This window comes from Puniceicoccus vermicola (assembly GCF_014230055.1).
Lineage (GTDB): Bacteria > Verrucomicrobiota > Verrucomicrobiia > Opitutales > Puniceicoccaceae > Puniceicoccus > Puniceicoccus vermicola.
This window is the reverse complement of record NZ_JACHVA010000143.1, coordinates 52,993-68,414: the sequence shown is the minus strand read 5'-3', so window position 1 is coordinate 68,414 and position 15,422 is coordinate 52,993. Positions and strand designations below refer to the sequence as shown.

At 55.6% G+C, this 15,422-nt stretch carries 9 protein-coding genes; 3 read left to right on the top strand and 6 right to left on the bottom strand.

Annotation, left to right across the window (positions count from 1 at the left end; all coding sequences use genetic code 11):
* The first annotated feature begins 483 nt into the window (after nucleotides 1–483).
* The 3 genes from thrC to H5P30_RS21420 are packed head-to-tail and all read left to right on the top strand — an operon-like array spanning nucleotide 484 to nucleotide 3,773.
* Nucleotides 484–1,848: a threonine synthase gene (gene thrC, locus H5P30_RS21430; protein ID WP_185694964.1), complete on the top strand. Its 1,365-nt coding sequence runs from the start codon at nucleotides 484–486 to the stop codon at nucleotides 1,846–1,848.
* The gene (locus H5P30_RS21425; protein ID WP_185694963.1) at nucleotides 1,845–2,606 is read left to right on the top strand and encodes a glycosyltransferase; all 762 of its coding nucleotides are present in this window, start codon (nucleotides 1,845–1,847) and stop codon (nucleotides 2,604–2,606) included. The genes thrC and H5P30_RS21425 overlap by 4 nt, the downstream gene beginning before the upstream one ends.
* 57 nt (nucleotides 2,607–2,663) lie before the next feature.
* Nucleotides 2,664–3,773, top strand: a complete 1,110-nt coding sequence (locus H5P30_RS21420) for an LptF/LptG family permease (RefSeq protein ID WP_185694962.1) — start codon at nucleotides 2,664–2,666, stop codon at nucleotides 3,771–3,773.
* Between the two features lie 404 nt (nucleotides 3,774–4,177).
* On the opposite strand, the gene H5P30_RS21415 is transcribed toward H5P30_RS21420, so the two are convergent.
* The 6 genes from H5P30_RS21415 to H5P30_RS21390 form a co-directional block, all read right to left on the bottom strand.
* Entirely contained in the window at nucleotides 4,178–4,969 is a 792-nt protein-coding gene (locus H5P30_RS21415; protein ID WP_185694961.1) for an SDR family NAD(P)-dependent oxidoreductase, read from the bottom strand.
* A gap of 258 nt (nucleotides 4,970–5,227) precedes the next feature.
* A complete protein-coding gene (locus H5P30_RS21410; protein WP_185694960.1) occupies nucleotides 5,228–7,504 on the bottom strand; it encodes a ribonuclease R family protein in 2,277 nt (758 codons plus the stop codon).
* Nucleotides 7,505–8,008: 504 nt separating this feature from the next.
* On the bottom strand, nucleotides 8,009–10,264 hold the full coding sequence (locus H5P30_RS21405) for a vWA domain-containing protein (RefSeq protein WP_185694959.1): 2,256 nt from the start codon (nucleotides 10,262–10,264) through the stop codon (nucleotides 8,009–8,011).
* 15 nt (nucleotides 10,265–10,279) lie between these two features.
* A complete protein-coding gene (locus H5P30_RS21400) occupies nucleotides 10,280–10,942 on the bottom strand; it encodes a DUF4159 domain-containing protein (protein ID WP_185694958.1) in 663 nt (220 codons plus the stop codon).
* A gap of 47 nt (nucleotides 10,943–10,989) precedes the next feature.
* Nucleotides 10,990–13,491 carry a hypothetical protein gene (locus H5P30_RS21395; RefSeq protein ID WP_185694957.1) on the bottom strand — a complete coding sequence of 834 codons (2,502 nt, stop codon included), beginning with the start codon at nucleotides 13,489–13,491 and terminating at the stop codon, nucleotides 10,990–10,992.
* The gene (locus tag H5P30_RS21390; RefSeq protein WP_185694956.1) at nucleotides 13,488–15,422 is read right to left on the bottom strand and encodes a BatA domain-containing protein; all 1,935 of its coding nucleotides are present in this window, start codon (nucleotides 15,420–15,422) and stop codon (nucleotides 13,488–13,490) included. The genes H5P30_RS21395 and H5P30_RS21390 overlap by 4 nt, the downstream gene beginning before the upstream one ends.

Here is a 15,422-nt window from a genome sequence, read left to right as displayed (position 1 = left end):
AGAATCAGCGTCACCCAAATTCCTCCCTTGCTTGCAGGGGAGGGGGACCGCCGCCAGGCGGTGGAGGGGTGTGCCGCAGGCACGCGTATTTTCGGGTGCAGATCGATCGTCCAATCTATTCGAAACGGGGAAGACCTCCCCACCCGCTGACGCGGGTCCCCCCCTCCTACGAGTAGGAGGGGAGTCAGATACTCCAGAATCACCATCACCCCAATTCCTCCCTTGCTTGCAGGGGAGGGGGACCGCCGTCAGGCGGTGGAGGGGGGCGCCGCAGGCACGCGCATTTTCGGGTCCAGATCGATCGTCCAATCTTTTCGAAACGGGAGAGACCTCCCCAACCGCTGACGCGACTCCCTCACTCCTACGAGTAGGAAAGGAGTTTCGAGATATTTCTTTCTCTCTTGTGAGAAATGGTTTGGAGCGGAATGGCGAGAGCCATTTCGATATCCCTCAGACAAGCCATCCAAATCCGAGGAATCTACGATGAAATTTGTTTCCACTCGCGGCGGCGTTGAGCCGGTCAGTTTTCAGAAAGCGGTTTCTACCGGTCTTGCCCCGGACGGGGGACTTTTCGTTCCGGAAAAGCTGCCCGATCTCGCAACGGAGATTTCTTCGTGGGAAGGGTTGTCCTATCCGGAACTTTGCATCCGTCTCTTTTCTCATTTTGCGACGGACACCGATTCCGCGGAATTGCGGGAGACGGTGGAGAATGCCTACGCCTCCTTCGACGATCCGGAGACGGCACCCCTGCGTCGGCTTGGTGAGGGGCTGTCGGTTTTGGAGTTGTTCCACGGGCCGACCTTGGCTTTCAAGGATTTTGCCCTGCAGTGGCTTGGGGAACTCTACGAGAAGCAAATCGCCCGCGACAGTCGTTCGATTGCGGTTCTCGGGGCCACCTCGGGCGATACCGGAGCCGCTGCGATTCATGGTCTTCTCGGAAAAGAGGGGGTGTCGATCTTCATCCTATATCCAGACGGTCGAGTCTCTCCGCTTCAGGAGAGGCAGATGACTTGCACTGAGGCTGAAAACGTCTTCCCCCTCGCCATTCAGGGCAGTTTTGATGACGCGCAAAAGTCCCTCAAGGAAGTCTTTGGGGATCAGGATTTCCGGGCCGAGTGTGGGTTGTCTGCCGTGAATTCGATCAATCTCGCGCGGATTCTTGCCCAGTGCGCCTACTACATTTATGCGGCGTTGAAGATTCCGGCTGAACGTCGGGAGAAAATCCGCTTCGTCGTGCCTACCGGCAACTTTGGCAACGTCCTCGCCGGTTGGATGGCTTATCGCATGGGGATGCCGGCGTCCGGATTTGTCGTGGCGACGAACCAGAACGACATTCTCCATCGCTTCTTTTCCACCGGGCGGTATGAGGTTGGCGATGTTCGGCCCAGTCTGGCCCCGTCGATGGACATCCAGGTCGCCTCCAATTTTGAGCGTTTTCTCTACTACCGGGTTGATGGCGATTCGTCCAAGGTGTCCTCCTGGATGAAGGAGTTCGCTTCTTCGGGGCGGGTCGAGCTGCCCGCACCGGAAGGATGGGGGTTCACGAGCACGGCGACCGATGACGGAGAGATCGAGGGGATTATCCGCTCAGTCCACCAGGAATTTGACTACGTGGTCGATCCGCACACCGCTTGCGGCTTTTCCTGGGATCGGCGTGAGGGCGAGGAGACGATCATTCTCTCCACGGCTCATCCCGCCAAATTCCCCGAGACCATCGAGAAGGCGACCGGATTGGTCGTCACCCATCCCTCATTGGAGGAATTAAAGGCTAAAAAAATTGTAAAGTTTCCGATTGAGGCAACGTCTACTAATATTCAGGATTTCATTCGCTCCCATCTACCATCGTGAAAACTATTAAAGCATCGGTTTGTATCCTCACCAAGAACGAGGAAGAGAATTTGCCGAAATGCTTGGCCCCGTTGGCCGATTTTGAAGAAGTCATCGTTTATGACTCCGGGAGCACGGATAAAACGGTGGAGATTGCCCGAAAACACGGCGCGACGGTTATCGAAGGTGACTGGGAAGGATTCGGGACCACCCGCAAGAAGCTCTTTGAAGCTGCCACCCAGCCATGGATCTTTTGGCTCGATGCGGACGAGATCGCTCCAGACGATCTCATCGGAGAGATTCGCAATTGTGTGGAGGCCGATCCGAAAACGAATGGTTATCGCATCAATCGGACCACGTGGATCGGTCGGAAGCGGTTTCGCCATGGGAACTGGTATCCCGATTGGAATTTGCGTTTCTTTCGCCGGACCGAGTGGACGATGGAGGAGAGAGACGTTCACGAATCAGTGAAGGTCGTCGGGATCGAGGGTGATTTTCTCACCCGACTGGAGCATTACAGCTACAGGAATTGGGCAGAACGTAAGACCCGTTCACAGCGTTATTCGAAGTTGTGGGCTTCTCAGGCTTTCCGGGATGGGATGCGGGCGACTTATTTCGATCAGGTCGGTCATGCTTGGGGGTGTTTCCTGAAAGGCTTTATTTTAAAGCTCGGATTCCTTGATGGCATCGGCGGCTTCCGCTTAGCTCTTTCTAATAGCGCCGAGGTGTCTGATAAGTATCGACGTCTGAGAAAGGCATGGGATAAGTTCGGCGGCTGAAGACGGAATGAGTCTTGGTTCATCGACAGAAGTAGATTTTAGAGCGAGAGTTGCCTGATGGGGAAGCTCCATCGCTATCTTTTGGTGGAGGTCGCTCTCTTCATCTTGGGTGCCGTCGGCGTCTTTATTTTTGTCTTCCTCACCGGTAATGCCGTCCGCGGCGCCATCGGAATGTTGGTCGAGGGCCAGATCACGCTCCGGCTTTTCTTTCAGATCATTTGGCTCATGATTCCCTTTGTGGCGGTCTACGCGCTTCCTCTGGGATTCCTTGCAGGCATTCTGCTCGCACTGGGTCGTTTTTCGTCGACCCGAGAGATTTTGGCGATGAAGGCCAGCGGTATGAGTGTTTGGTCGATTGCTCGCCCCGTCTTCCTCGTTGCCCTGATTGGATGCGTTTTTTCGGCTTGGTTCAATAATGAGTTGGGGCCCAAAAATAAGGGTGCTTACCGCGATAAGCTGGCCAACAGCTTGGAGGAAGATCCTTTGCGCTTCTTCAAAGCGGGGGAGTTTATCAGCGATTTTCCCGGCTTTATCATCTATGTCCGCGAGAGGGTGAATGATGAGATGAGAGGCTTCAAGGTCTGGCAGATCGACGACGAGGGGAGGGTCGAGCGCTACGCCGAGGCCAATGATGCGCATATCGAATTTCTCCGTGAGGAGTCCACGATTCTCCTCACAATGCTCAATGGCAGCACGGAGGTGCGTGAACCGAATCCGCTTTATGATACGACTCCCGGGATTAGCGGAGTCGGATCCTTTGCCGAGTTTCGAGTGCGCCTTGAGCTGGACCGGATCCTCGATCGCGGTTCCAAGTTTACCCAGAAACCGTCCTACCTGACCTTTCGCGAGTTGCGGAAGCGTGTCGCAGAGGACCCTGAGAACTCGCTGAAATACCGGGTGCAGATTCAGCAGAATTTTGCGATGTCGGTTTCCATTTTTGCCCTCGTCATCGTCGCGGTTCCTCTCGGAATCCGCGTCGGTCGCAAGGAAACCCTGACCAACCTGGGAGTCGCTCTCGGACTGGCTTTATTGTATTATTTCCTATTGACCATCGCCACCTGGTTTATGGACATGCCGGTCCTAGCCCCAGAGCTCCTCATCTGGATCCCCAATCTCCTCTACTTCGGGATCGGCATCTGGCTCATGAACCGCGCCAATCGTCACTAAAGGCAGAGGGACAGAGAATATCGAATGGCCAGCGCCCAGTGGCAACGACCTCTTTTCTCAGGAGCGCCACCAGAAGAAACCAAAAGTATCACAGGCTGCCAGCCTGTGTCTCGAATGGAACTAGTTTAAGGGTTTTAGCGGGGAAATTTTGATATTGGCGACTTTTGAAGAGGAACCCCTCCACCGTCTGGCGACGGTCCCCCTCCCCTGTAGCAGGGGAGGAGTCTTTCTGTAATTTTCTGACTCCTTCCTACGAGTAGGAGGGGGGGACCCCCGACTATGTCGGGGGTGGGGAGGTTCCCATTCCATACAACCTCTTAAACTAGTGCCATTCGCCTGTGTCCCCGCGCATCTCCAGCAAAATAAATCCGACCACCGACCACCGACCACCGACCAACCGCCAACTAGAAAGCGCTGTTTACGATGCCGCCTTCGGCCCGAATCGGAGCTCCGGTCGTCGCCGAGGAGAGTGGACTCGCCATATAGGCGACAGTGCTGGCGATTTCTTCGGGCGAAGTAAACCGTTGGATAAGGGAAGAGGGGCGGGCGCTATCGAAGAATTCCGATTCCACTTCTTCCACCGATTTCCCGGAGGATTGCGCCTGCTTTTCGAGCATTTCGCTAACTCCTCGGGACTTTGTTGGTCCGGGCAGCACACTATTCACGGTGATTCCCGTGCCTTTGAGGCTCTCGGCTAATCCGCGCGCGGCGGCGATCTGGGCTGATTTGGTGACGCCGTAGTGGATCATCTCCTGAGGAATGTTCATCCCACTCTCGCTGGAGATGAAGATGATGCGGCCCCAATTCTGGGATTGCATCCGCGGAAGGTAGAGGCGGGTGAGACGGATGCCGCTGAGGACATTGACGTCGAAGAAATGTTTCCAATCCTCATCGGGCGTTTCGAGAAATGGCTTGGGCTCGAAGATACCAAGATTGTTGATCAAGATGTCGACTTCTGGATAAGTAGATTGGAGAGATTCCGCGACTTCCGGTTGGGAAAGATCACCGGCGAAACCGAAGACATCACCTTTGGCGGACTGAGAAATTTCATCGGTTGCCGCCTCGACATCGGCGGGCTTGCGTCCGTTGACGATTACATTGGCACCTTCCTTGCCGAGAGTCTGTGCGATCGAGAATCCGATACCAGCGGTGCTTCCAGTGACGAGTGCTAACTTGTTCTTCAGCTTAAGGTTCATGCCGGAATTTATTCGCGGGATCTGGATTTGTCCAATAGTTCGATCATTTCGGAACGACGAGGCCAGATTCGAAAAGACCGAGGAACCTGGAACTGAATAGGAAAGGATGCATTAGGTGGCCACAGGGCGGCACAAGGATTCGCAAGGTAGTGCGGGTTGGCCCAACCCGCGTCTTTTCGGAATGGAAATCAGAGTGGGTAGATTGAATCGAAACTTGGGTGCGCCATGAGGCCATGGCGCGCTACCTTGGCGATCCTTTTACTCTGCGAGGGCGAAGTCGATCTGGCGCTTGAAGCGGTCGACCCGTTCGGTGACGACGGGAATCGTCTGGCCGAGGCGATAGACGCGTCCCTTTCGCTTGCCGACCAGCTTTGTGCCGTCGGGGGAGAGATTGTAGTGGTCGTCGCGCAAAGTTGAAATGTGGACGAGCCCAAAGGCCAGGGACTGGGAGAGCTCGATGAACATCCCGTGATTCTTGACGTCGGTAATGACGGCGTCGAAGACGGTTTTCTTGCCCGATTTGGCCATCTCCCGTTCGAAGTATTCGAGGAGCTTCACCTTCACCGACTCACGCTCGGCGTCAGTGCTGTTGCGCTCGGTGATCGAGAGATGTTCGCCGATCGACTCCAGTTTGGCTTGGGTATAGACGATCCCGAGGTTCTCGGGGGCACTGTCGATACCTCGTTTCAGGAGAAGGTTTTCAAAGACCCGGTGGACGATGAGGTCCGAATAGCGGCGGATCGGCGAAGTGAAGTGAGTATAGTCGTTCTTGGAGAGTCCGTAGTGACCATCCGGCGAGGCCCGGTAGCAGGCCTGCTTGAGGCTACGCAGGAATTGGATGCGCAGGGTGTAGGCCTGTGGGTGATTGTTGATGGCATTGAGCATCTTGGTGATTTCGCGACGACGCGAAAGATCGCCAACGGTGATGCCAACGGTGGCCAGGTATTCGCGGAATTCATCCAATTTCTCCGCGTCGGGTTCGTCGTGGACGCGGTAGATGCAGGGAATGTTGAGGCGTTTGATTTCCTTCGCAACCGCTTCGTTCGCAGCCAGCATGAATTCCTCAATGAGTTGGTGGCTTTCGTCGTTGTGGATGCTTTCGATTCGATCGGCGGCGCCAGTCTCGTCGACGAAGATTTTGACCTCCGGCATGTCGAGATCGAGGCTGCCGTCCTTCATACGCCCCTTACGCATCTTCTCGGCGAAGGACCAGAGCTTGCGGACAGTCTTGCGGAGATCCTGTAGCTCGGCGTTCTTGAGGCTCTTGAGATCTCGCCCGATGGAGCCCGTTTGATGCTTCGGCGGAAGCGGAGCGTTGCGGATCTGTTCCAGATCGCTCTCGGTCATCATCGCATAGGCCTGACGGTAAGTGAGGCGCTTGTTGCTGCGGATGACGGTGTTGGCAAACTGCCAGGCCACGAGCCGGGCTTGCGGTGTGAAATCGAGGAAGACCGCTTTGGTCAGACGGTCTTCGTCCTCGACCAGACTGCAGATGCCGTTCGAAAGTTTGTGCGGGAGCATCGGGATGACGGTCCCGGTCAGGTAGGTGGAGTTCCCGCGTTTGGACGCTTCGATATCGAGGGGCGACCCTGGCTTGACGTAGGCATTGACGTCGGCGATGTGGACTCCGACCCGCCAGTTGCCGTCGTCGAGTTTCTCGAGGGAGATGGCGTCGTCGAAATCCTTCGCGTCGTCCGGGTCGATGGTCAGGGTCATCAGATCCCGGCAGTCGAGGCGACCCTCGGCGGCTTTGGCCGAAACTTTATCGGGCACATTCTCCACCTGACGCATGACCTCCTCGGGAAAATCCGGGTCCAGATCAAACTTGTGGAGGATGGCCTTGTACTCGGCCATCGGCTCATGGGTGCGTCCCAGGACTTCTACGATCTCGCCCTCGGGGTTCATGTGACGCTGCGTCCACTCAAAGAGTTTGACGATGACTTTGTCGCCGACGCGGGCTTTCGGGGTTCCTTCGGTGCCGGGGCTCGGGACGATGATGTCCTGAATGATCCGGGGATCGTCGGGAATGACGTAAAATGCGTGGCGTGCTTTCTTTAAAGTCCCGGGCAGGCTGGTCCGGGCGCGCTCAAGGATGCGAATCACGCGGCCCGTTTTGTTGATTGGGTTGCCCGTATCCTTGGGTTTGCGCCCCTTGCCGTGACGTCCGCGGCGCGGGCGGTCCGAATCGAGGCGGGCCACGACGCGATCGCCGTGCATGGCGAGGCCCGTATCGTCCGAGCGAATGGCAACCGGTTCTGGGGAGGCCTGATAGGTCTTGGTGTCCGGGCGCACCGTCGCTTTTCCGGTTTGACGAAAATAGATGATCCCCGTGACGAGATCCGCGTCCTTGGGCAGACAGAGGCGATCGCGCTTCAAGCGGACGATCAAGCCCTTGGTCTGCATCTCATCGAGCTCGGCGAGGAACTTGTCCTGTTCGCCTTTGGCAATCTTGAGCGCGGTGACGAGGTCGTCGGGAGTCGTGGGGGTAAATTCGGCACCCAACATGTGGGTGATAGTCTTTTCCTGAAAAATCATGTGTTCTTTTTGATAGAGGTAGTCGCTCTCGCAAGGAGAGACTCAGTGTAAACCTACCGGGCCAATTTCGAATTGGCGAGAGCCGTTTCGGCGAGGATTTGAAGGATTCTCCCAAAAAGGACGCGATCTTTACAAACGTTTCTTCCGTGATCCTCAAATCGGACTCCCTAGAGCGAAACTTATAGCGTCTCATAGCCTCGGAGCGAACGCAAGAGAGCGATTTTTCGTTGAGGTGAAGGCAAGCAAAGACCGAAATCGAAAAATCCCACACGCAATCTGCGGGATTCACAGTCGACGGCGCGCGAGAAAGGAATCATCGCCCTCCCAGTGGGGCACGGCTTCAGCCTTGCCCAAGCACAACGGCAATAGATCCCTCCAACCGAAGTCGATCCCTACCGCAATCGTTTTCTATTTTTTATCATGGCTATGGAAAATCTCCGAGGTGAACTTAGGTAGCATAGGTAGGGTAGAGGCGTATCCATCCCGTTTAAAAATATGGTCGGCTCACAGCAACTTCCAATAGCGCCGCAGGCTTAGTTCAAAAAGATAGAATGCAGTGGCGAGTAAGAATAACGGCCAGATGCTCCAAAGGGGGATTCGCCTTTCATCCAGAATCGTCGGACCGTCATCTGTCCGGTTCATCCATCCGGGCTTGCTTCCGATTTCCAGCATGTCGCCGCCAGTGGCGGATGCGAGGCTCCGTAATAAGTGGTAATCAACGTTCTCGTGAGCTCGATCCGGTTTGGGCACAGCGGGTGGGCCTACGGTGATGAACTGGCGTGTTTTCGTGTCCGCGGTGCTTGCGGAAATTGTCCACTCGCCGGGTGTTTTCGGGGTCCAAGAAATTTCGCGGACGTCCGGATTATCTTTTTCTAAGGGGGTAAGTATAAAATCCTCCTGCTCGGGACTAGTTGCGACGACTTCTAAGGAATCGTCCATGTCCGGCCCGGCATTCAGTTTTAGATTTATCGGTTCGCCCACGGGTACCTCTACTGGGAGTCGCACGAAATGTAAGGCATCGGAGCCCATGCCAGCACCGGCGACGGTATGCAGCAGTTGTTGCCAAAATTGTTCGGGTGCTTTCGAATCGCTGGGCTCGGCCAATTTCCAACGCCAGAGGGAATCCGTGGCTAGGACCGCTGTATGGCCTGTGCCGAAACGTTGGATGGCGAGCAAGATGCCGCTTCGCCCCGCTGAGTCCTTCTCACTGGGATCTTGGGCGAGAATATCCGCGCCCGCCTTGGCTCGGAAGATTGGGGCTGCCGTGAAAAAGCAGGGGATGACTTGTTCCTCCCTATCCTCATTGCCAAAAATATAAGCATACCGAGAACTCTCGACTATTGAAAAGGGGTGCAGCTGGATCGCTTTTCCGCCTCCTGTTTGACGAAGCTGACGCATTTGATTTCGCAGTGTGTCGCCTCCATTCGGAGGCGGCTCAGCATCTTCCAGGAATACGGGCAGAATCGATTCAAGCGTTGATCGCCTGAGTGCTTCTGCCTGGTCGGCGTCGGATAGTAAAAGCAGGAGGCCCCCGCCTTGGCGGACATACTCTTGAAGCGCTTTCTGGCGGGCGGGGGTCAATTGACGGGAGGGAACTTGAGAGAGTAATACCACATCGAAACCAGCTAGAGCCTGCGATTGTTCCGGCAGTTCATCCACCTCGTCCTGTCCGGAGATCACGGTCATCTCATCAGTCGGCTTAAAGACAGAGGTCAACTCAATGCTCGGCTCACGGGCAAAGATGTCTTTTGTGAAGCGGAAACCCCAGTCGGGGGTGCCCTGATAATAAAGTACACGAGTCGACCGCTGACTCCCCACGGAGACAATCCGGCGGAAGGTTTTCGACTCTCTGTCGTCCCCGACCGTCAGCGTGAGCACTCGCTCACCAGGTTGCCCGCTTGTGACGGTTGCGGACAACGGCAGCAGGTTGTAGCCGGACGCTAGAGACAGCTCCGCGGTCATCACAGTTTGATCATCGACCTGGAGCGTGATAGGCAGACTCCTGTTTCTCTGGAGTCGTGCTTCAATCACCCATCGAACCGGAAAAGCCGTGTCGCGCAGCACTTCTTCCGGCGAGTCGAATTCGCGGAGGGTTAGCATTTTCTCTTCTGCAATACGGTTCTCTCCGGTGATGAATGATATCGGGACGGTGCTCTGGAAAATGGAGTTCAACGCTTCGTCCTGTTGAGAATCGTTGGTGTCCAGACCATCGGTGATCACGAAGATCGCCTCTGGCTTTTCTGTATCCATTATGGATTGCAACGCTTTGAGCAGCTGGGTGTCGTCTGGACCGGGTATTTGTTCGGGATAGAGTTCGCTTCGGGGCGCGTTCCGAAGGTCGGAGTCGAAATGGTAAGTAATTATCTCGCCAAAGCGGTCAATCGCCTGATTCGCGAAGGTGCGCCAAGTGCGGACTGCGTCGTCAAGTCGCGTCCGTCCGCGGTTGTCCGCGATGGTCATGCTGGCGGAATGATCGATGAGAAGGATTGCTTTCGGCGATTCATTCTCCGCGAGGTAGGTCCGATCCACCCGTGTTGGATTGGCCAAGCAGAAGAAAAGTGTTGCGAGCGTGAGAAGGCGCAGGGTCGACAGCGTCCATCGACGCTGAAGCGAAAGCTGGCGGAGGGCGTTTCGGTAGGACCACCAGACGACAATCAAGCTGCCGATAAAAGCGAGACATAGAAGGGAAAAGGCGAGGAGCACCGGTATACCCGCCAGAGGACCTCCAAATTCCCAAGTAAATGTTTCGACCGTATCCATGTCCGCGTGACTCTTCTATTGGGTCATCGCCCAGACATAGATGTTGACCATCATCTGGCTGCAGAGCACATCATGCCCCGGCATAGTCTGAAGGCCTGCCCATCCACATTTCAATCCACTGACGCTGACAAGCGCGACGGGAGCATCCTCGAAATAGATGGCGTAGAAACCGTGTTTCTCCCACTCGGGATCGTAAACGCTGTTCATATAGGAGTGTGGTGCCCCGCCTTCGATTTTGAAGAATATCCTGAAGATAATGTGATCCCGGGGAAGCGCTCTTGCGGTAGCGCCGGGCAGTATTTCCTGCACCTTCGCGATCTGATCGACGACAAAAGCGTCGGGGTCTTCTGTGACTTCGGGATTGATGCACGAATCCATCACGATGAATCCTCCCCGTAGCAGATATTCCCGTAAATTTTCGAGTTGCTTGGGTTTCGTCACGGTGTGAATGCCCTCCGAATACAAGAATGGATAGCGGATTAATTGATCGAGATGATCAATGTCTGCGGCCACCCAGGTGGACTCAATATCGAGATTCGTATGGTCGTGAATAAAATTTACGATGGTCGGTTCTGCTGAAGAGTGGCGATTCCAATGTCTGTAGTCTGTTTTCAAACGGGCCCAGGAGACTTCGCCAGCGCGCGGTTCGAGTGTGTCCTGTGCCTGCAGGGTCGTCATTGACGGCGTTAGACAGATAAAAGCGAAAAGTAAAAAGAGCGTTCGCATCATTCGGAGTCTGTTGAGGTTTCGGATAAGCGTTCAAAGTATGCGGAGACCGCGTCGCGATAGGCCTCGGGCGCGGCGCCTGCGGTGTCTATCCGGATGATAGAATCACGCGTCATGCCCGAAATTCCTTTGTTGAGCATTGCGATAAGTGACTCGACCGGGGGCCTAATGTTGTCCCAGCTAACTCCTTGGGCACCGCGGTCTCCAGTGCCAAGATCTTGCCAAAGCGTTTCGGAGGCATTCTCAGCTGTCGGCGATCGGAGTAGTAGGCGGGCCATCTGGGCAGCCGTGAGAAGATCACCGATTGCTTCATCCACTGCCACAGGGTGTTCTGCACTCGGTATTGTCTGCGATAATCGGTCTAAATTGGCAGCCGAGCGTTCCAAGAGATTGCGGGTCATCGTCAAGGCTTCTCGCCTGTCCTCAATGGTGAAAAGCGCTTTAGCCGTATCGTCGGACAACGAGGTTAGGATCGCCGACGGATCTTGGGGGGAGTCCAGATTGGTAATCCCGGTATCCATTTGTTCAGCCAGTTTTGCGAGCAAGAGCGCGAATTCTTCTGAGCCGAATTGCTGCTGCCGCAAAGCTTCTTGACGCAAAGCTTCTCTGGCTTGAGCAATTGCCTGTGCACTTCTGAGATTTTTGTTTTCGCCAGTGGTGTCGCTCCCATTGTCGCCTCCCGAAGAAGTTGGCTGTTCGCCTCGTCCGGAATCGTCGGAGGCCCGCTGTTTGCTGGGATCGCTCTGATTCGCCAGATTCGACTCGTTCTGCGACGATTCTTTAGGTGAGGATTCGCGTTCGTTTTGAGGTGAACTTGATTGCTCGCGTGCCGCATCGTTCAGCTCACGTTGGGTCTCGGCGAGTAGGTCCCGGGCTTTCGTCTGCGCTTCAATGTGCATTTTTTGAATGGCCTCATTTAGACTATTCAAAACACGTGTAGCGGGTTCCCGGGTTGCGCCTGGATCCCCGGCCTCGAGTTGTTCCAGACTTTCTTTCGCGGAATCGGAACCAGTCTGCATAGCTGCTTTGATCTCGGGTGACATACCGGAGTTTTGGATCATACTCTCCAATTCTTGAGCAATGTCCTCTTGCTTCTCCGCAACTTCCTTGGAATTTGCCTCATCGAATTCCTCGATGAGCGTCTCTTGCTCTTGAGCGAGCTGCTCCAGTTGGCCCGCCGAGGTTTCCTCGCGCGGGGGCAGGTGGTATTTTTCTGAATCCGCGAAGGGATCTTTCACCTCAGGAGGCGAGGGCGAGCCTGAGCCTTTCGACTCGATGATTAGCTTGCGAATATGCTTCTCGATTTCGGTGAGTTTGCCGAGTGCCTGTCCCTGAGGTGGGAGGGCCGAAGTATTTTTCCTCGCGGTAATAGACTCCGCGGCTTCGTCCATAAGTGGTCTGGACTGGGACAGTAGGTCTACAATTACCGCGGAGGCACCTTCTGCGGTGAGAAAGTCAATCGCTTCGATCGTCTTCTCTACGAGGCTCGCTTGTTCCAAGGCAACCTTCCTGTTTTCGTCCGGCCACACGTCATTTTCACGATCCGCATGCGCCAGGAGAAAGTTTTGTTTATACAGGGTTAGTTGGGCCAGTTTGAGTTCTCTCATCAGGTTGGAAGCATCTTCCAAAGGTCCGCCGCCACCTGCTGATTGAACGCGTTCGACGTCACTGCGAAAGGGCCGAATCTGCACGAATTGTAAATCGGATACCGTCGGCATCAACTCTTTCTCAAAGATGCGTTGGCCCTTGAGAAAATAAGTCACCATGTCGTAGGGGCCGAGTTCATACAGATCTAGATAGACATCGATCTCCAACTCAGAGCTACCAGGTTCAGACAGATTCGTTTCAATGGATAAGTGCTCTTGTTCCTGCCCGTTGACAGCGACCACCAGTTCCAGGTTTTCGAGACCCGAACTCGACGTTGCGTTTGCGGTAAGGGGGAGCACCTCCAGCGATGTGGCGGATGTCTCCGCTTCGGGAGATATCCATTCGATCTTCGCCGTGGGTTCGGGGACGGCAGCTGTAGGCAGTTCGTCTATTTCGGGCACGGGTTGAAAGGAGGGGATCGTGACCGCCCAGCCAATGAGAAATCCCAGGTTGGAGATCAGGAGTAAGGCAAGGGCGAACATCGCCCATGCAGCCACAGCAGGAGCCTTTTTGAGGTCGGAATAGCGGCTTTGGGTTTCTTGTCGCTGCGCCACTGCCATCGGCGAAGTCTGAGAGGAAAGCTCCGCCGCAGCTTCAAAGCGATTTTTGGCATTCAGTTGTGCGTCTAATCGACGTGCTGTCTCGTTCTCGTTGGGGCGGATGCAGGTGTAGGCGAGCCAGGCTCCCAACAGGCTCACGGTCACTGCAGCCAGCCAAAGCAGGAGCGGGAGAAAACCCGACGGTGAGACTAAAAATGCTGCCAAGGCCAACACCAGTCCAGTAATGAGAAGCCATAAAGGAAGGCGGAGACGCCGCTGGAGGCTCGCAGTACGCAAATGTTCAAGGGGATTCATCGGGCGGTTTGGTTGGAGAGACGAACTTCGGCGACGATCAGGACGATGGCTAAGGCGAGTGCCCACCACGCGAATGTCGAAGACTCGGAAGTGGATAGAAGTTGTGCTTGATTTTGGGGGCTCGACTCGCGGTCTTGCAGTCGGGCAAAGTCGGATGTAGTCACCCAAGGGCGGAGATCCGATTCTTGTGTGGGGACATTGACCGCATAGAATAACCGTTCGCCGTTTTCGCCTCGAAATTGGAAAACCCCCGGTGTCGTCAGTTGAATGTGTCCTCCGACTGTAGTGGAGTGGCCTGAATCCGGACCTGCCATAGCTTGCCATTGACCTGCCGATGAAAGTTGAAGGACGCTACCAGTGCTTAGATTTTCCGCTGTTTCTTCCTGACCAGATAACCAGCTGGCCAACCCGTGAACCAGAGGAAGAAAGGAGGCACTGCGGACAAGGGTGCTGCTACTCCCGGCCTCAAATCCGGCGATTACCACAGTGCCGCCCAAGATGTTTGCTTCTGCTAAAGCGACGGTCCGGTCTGGCCAACGTGCGATTGGCCAGACCTGCTCGGGGGAAAGGCTTTGGCCTTCCTCGAAGCGGAGTTGAAGGAGAGGGGTGATATCACTATCGACAAAAGGTATCATTGAGGGATGCGCGAGATCCCAGTCCCGCAAGCTGAGGGGGCGGTCTGTGCCGGAGGCTGAAGTTTCCACCGGAGCGGTATCGATGCCATGGCTTCGCAACCACTCTTTCTGAGAGGTCCCTCCGTCGTAAAACATGATCGCTCGTCCCCCTCGGGAGAGGAAGCGATCAAGCTTGGCCAATTCAGCTCCTTGGAAAGCCGATTCGCCGCGCAAAACAGCCGTGTTCTCGTTCGGCCATTCGTCCTCGGGCCAGTCGACTACTTGCATAGGGCGTTGGTTGGTGCGAGATCCGGCATCAATAGCGATCGCCAGGTAGTCAACGTTCTCATTCGCTGGAGTCAGCTGCAGGTCGATCTGTTGCTTGCGCAGCACGGTGTAAATGGAGTTGTCGGCGGGCAAGTCGTCCGAATCAATACTGGCCTCCAGCCAATTTGGATCGCTGTCCTCTGGCAAGTTGAAGGCGACGCGGGCCGCTTGCCCAGGCATCAATTGGAGGGTTTGGGTCTCGAAGACCTCGCCGTCGACTCGGAGGGTCACGGTGTGTGCTGCTTCCGTAACTGCGTAGGGCATGATCGATACCACCGCGGACCGGTCTTTGTTGCTTTCCAGCACTTCGATCTTTGTGAGTGCAATTTGTGAGACGGGAGACTTCGGCGTAGGCGGAAGAGTAAGCTGGATCCCGGCTGGTAGAGGTTGGTCAAAGTCAACTTCCTGCCAGGCGAGCTCTTGGTGGTCTCCGAGCAAAACGAGACGTCGTTCCCGGGCTGGGCTCTCCCGGAGTCGCTCGGCTGCTAATCGGATCGCGGATCGGTATCCGCCGTTCTCATATCCGGGTTTCTGATTCCTGAGCTCCGCTCTCACCGTGGATAATGGCGAGCCGAACGGCACCGCCCATTGGGGGCGCTCCTGTGCGAGCAGAATTCCGGCGTTCGCATCGGACCGCAGGTCGTCGACCTGCTTCAGTGCCCATTCGGTCAACTCGCGCTGACGATCCGTCGTTTGCATGCTGAAGGAGTGGTCGACCACGACCACGACGGCCTGGCCGCTACCGGGGTGAGTCTGGTTGAAGAGGGGTCGAGCGAAGGCGAGGCCGAGTAGCAGCAGTGCGAGACATCGCAATGCGAGTACCAGCCAACGAAGGACTTTGTGGCGGCGACTTTCCCGCTGTGCCGCAGGGCGGAGGAATCGCAAAGTGGGAAAGGGGATGATCCGCCGCGGTTTAGGGCGCAGGAAGTGCAATGCGATGGGGACGCCGCACGCCGCCAGTCCGGCTAGTATAAATAGTGGGGCGATCAC

Bases quoted from the DNA above. Each gene is read 5' to 3' on its own strand.
- thrC (WP_185694964.1), top strand. From the start codon at position 484: ATGAAATTTGTTTCCACTCGCGGCGGCGTTGAGCCGGTCAGTTTTCAG.
- H5P30_RS21420 (WP_185694962.1), top strand. From the start codon at position 2,664: ATGGGGAAGCTCCATCGCTATCTTTTGGTGGAGGTCGCTCTCTTCATC.
- H5P30_RS21415 (WP_185694961.1), bottom strand. From the start codon at position 4,969: ATGAACCTTAAGCTGAAGAACAAGTTAGCACTCGTCACTGGAAGCACC.
- H5P30_RS21410 (WP_185694960.1), bottom strand. From the start codon at position 7,504: ATGATTTTTCAGGAAAAGACTATCACCCACATGTTGGGTGCCGAATTT.
- H5P30_RS21405 (WP_185694959.1), bottom strand. From the start codon at position 10,264: ATGGATACGGTCGAAACATTTACTTGGGAATTTGGAGGTCCTCTGGCG.
- H5P30_RS21400 (WP_185694958.1), bottom strand. From the start codon at position 10,942: ATGACGACCCTGCAGGCACAGGACACACTCGAACCGCGCGCTGGCGAA.
- H5P30_RS21395 (WP_185694957.1), bottom strand. From the start codon at position 13,491: ATGAATCCCCTTGAACATTTGCGTACTGCGAGCCTCCAGCGGCGTCTC.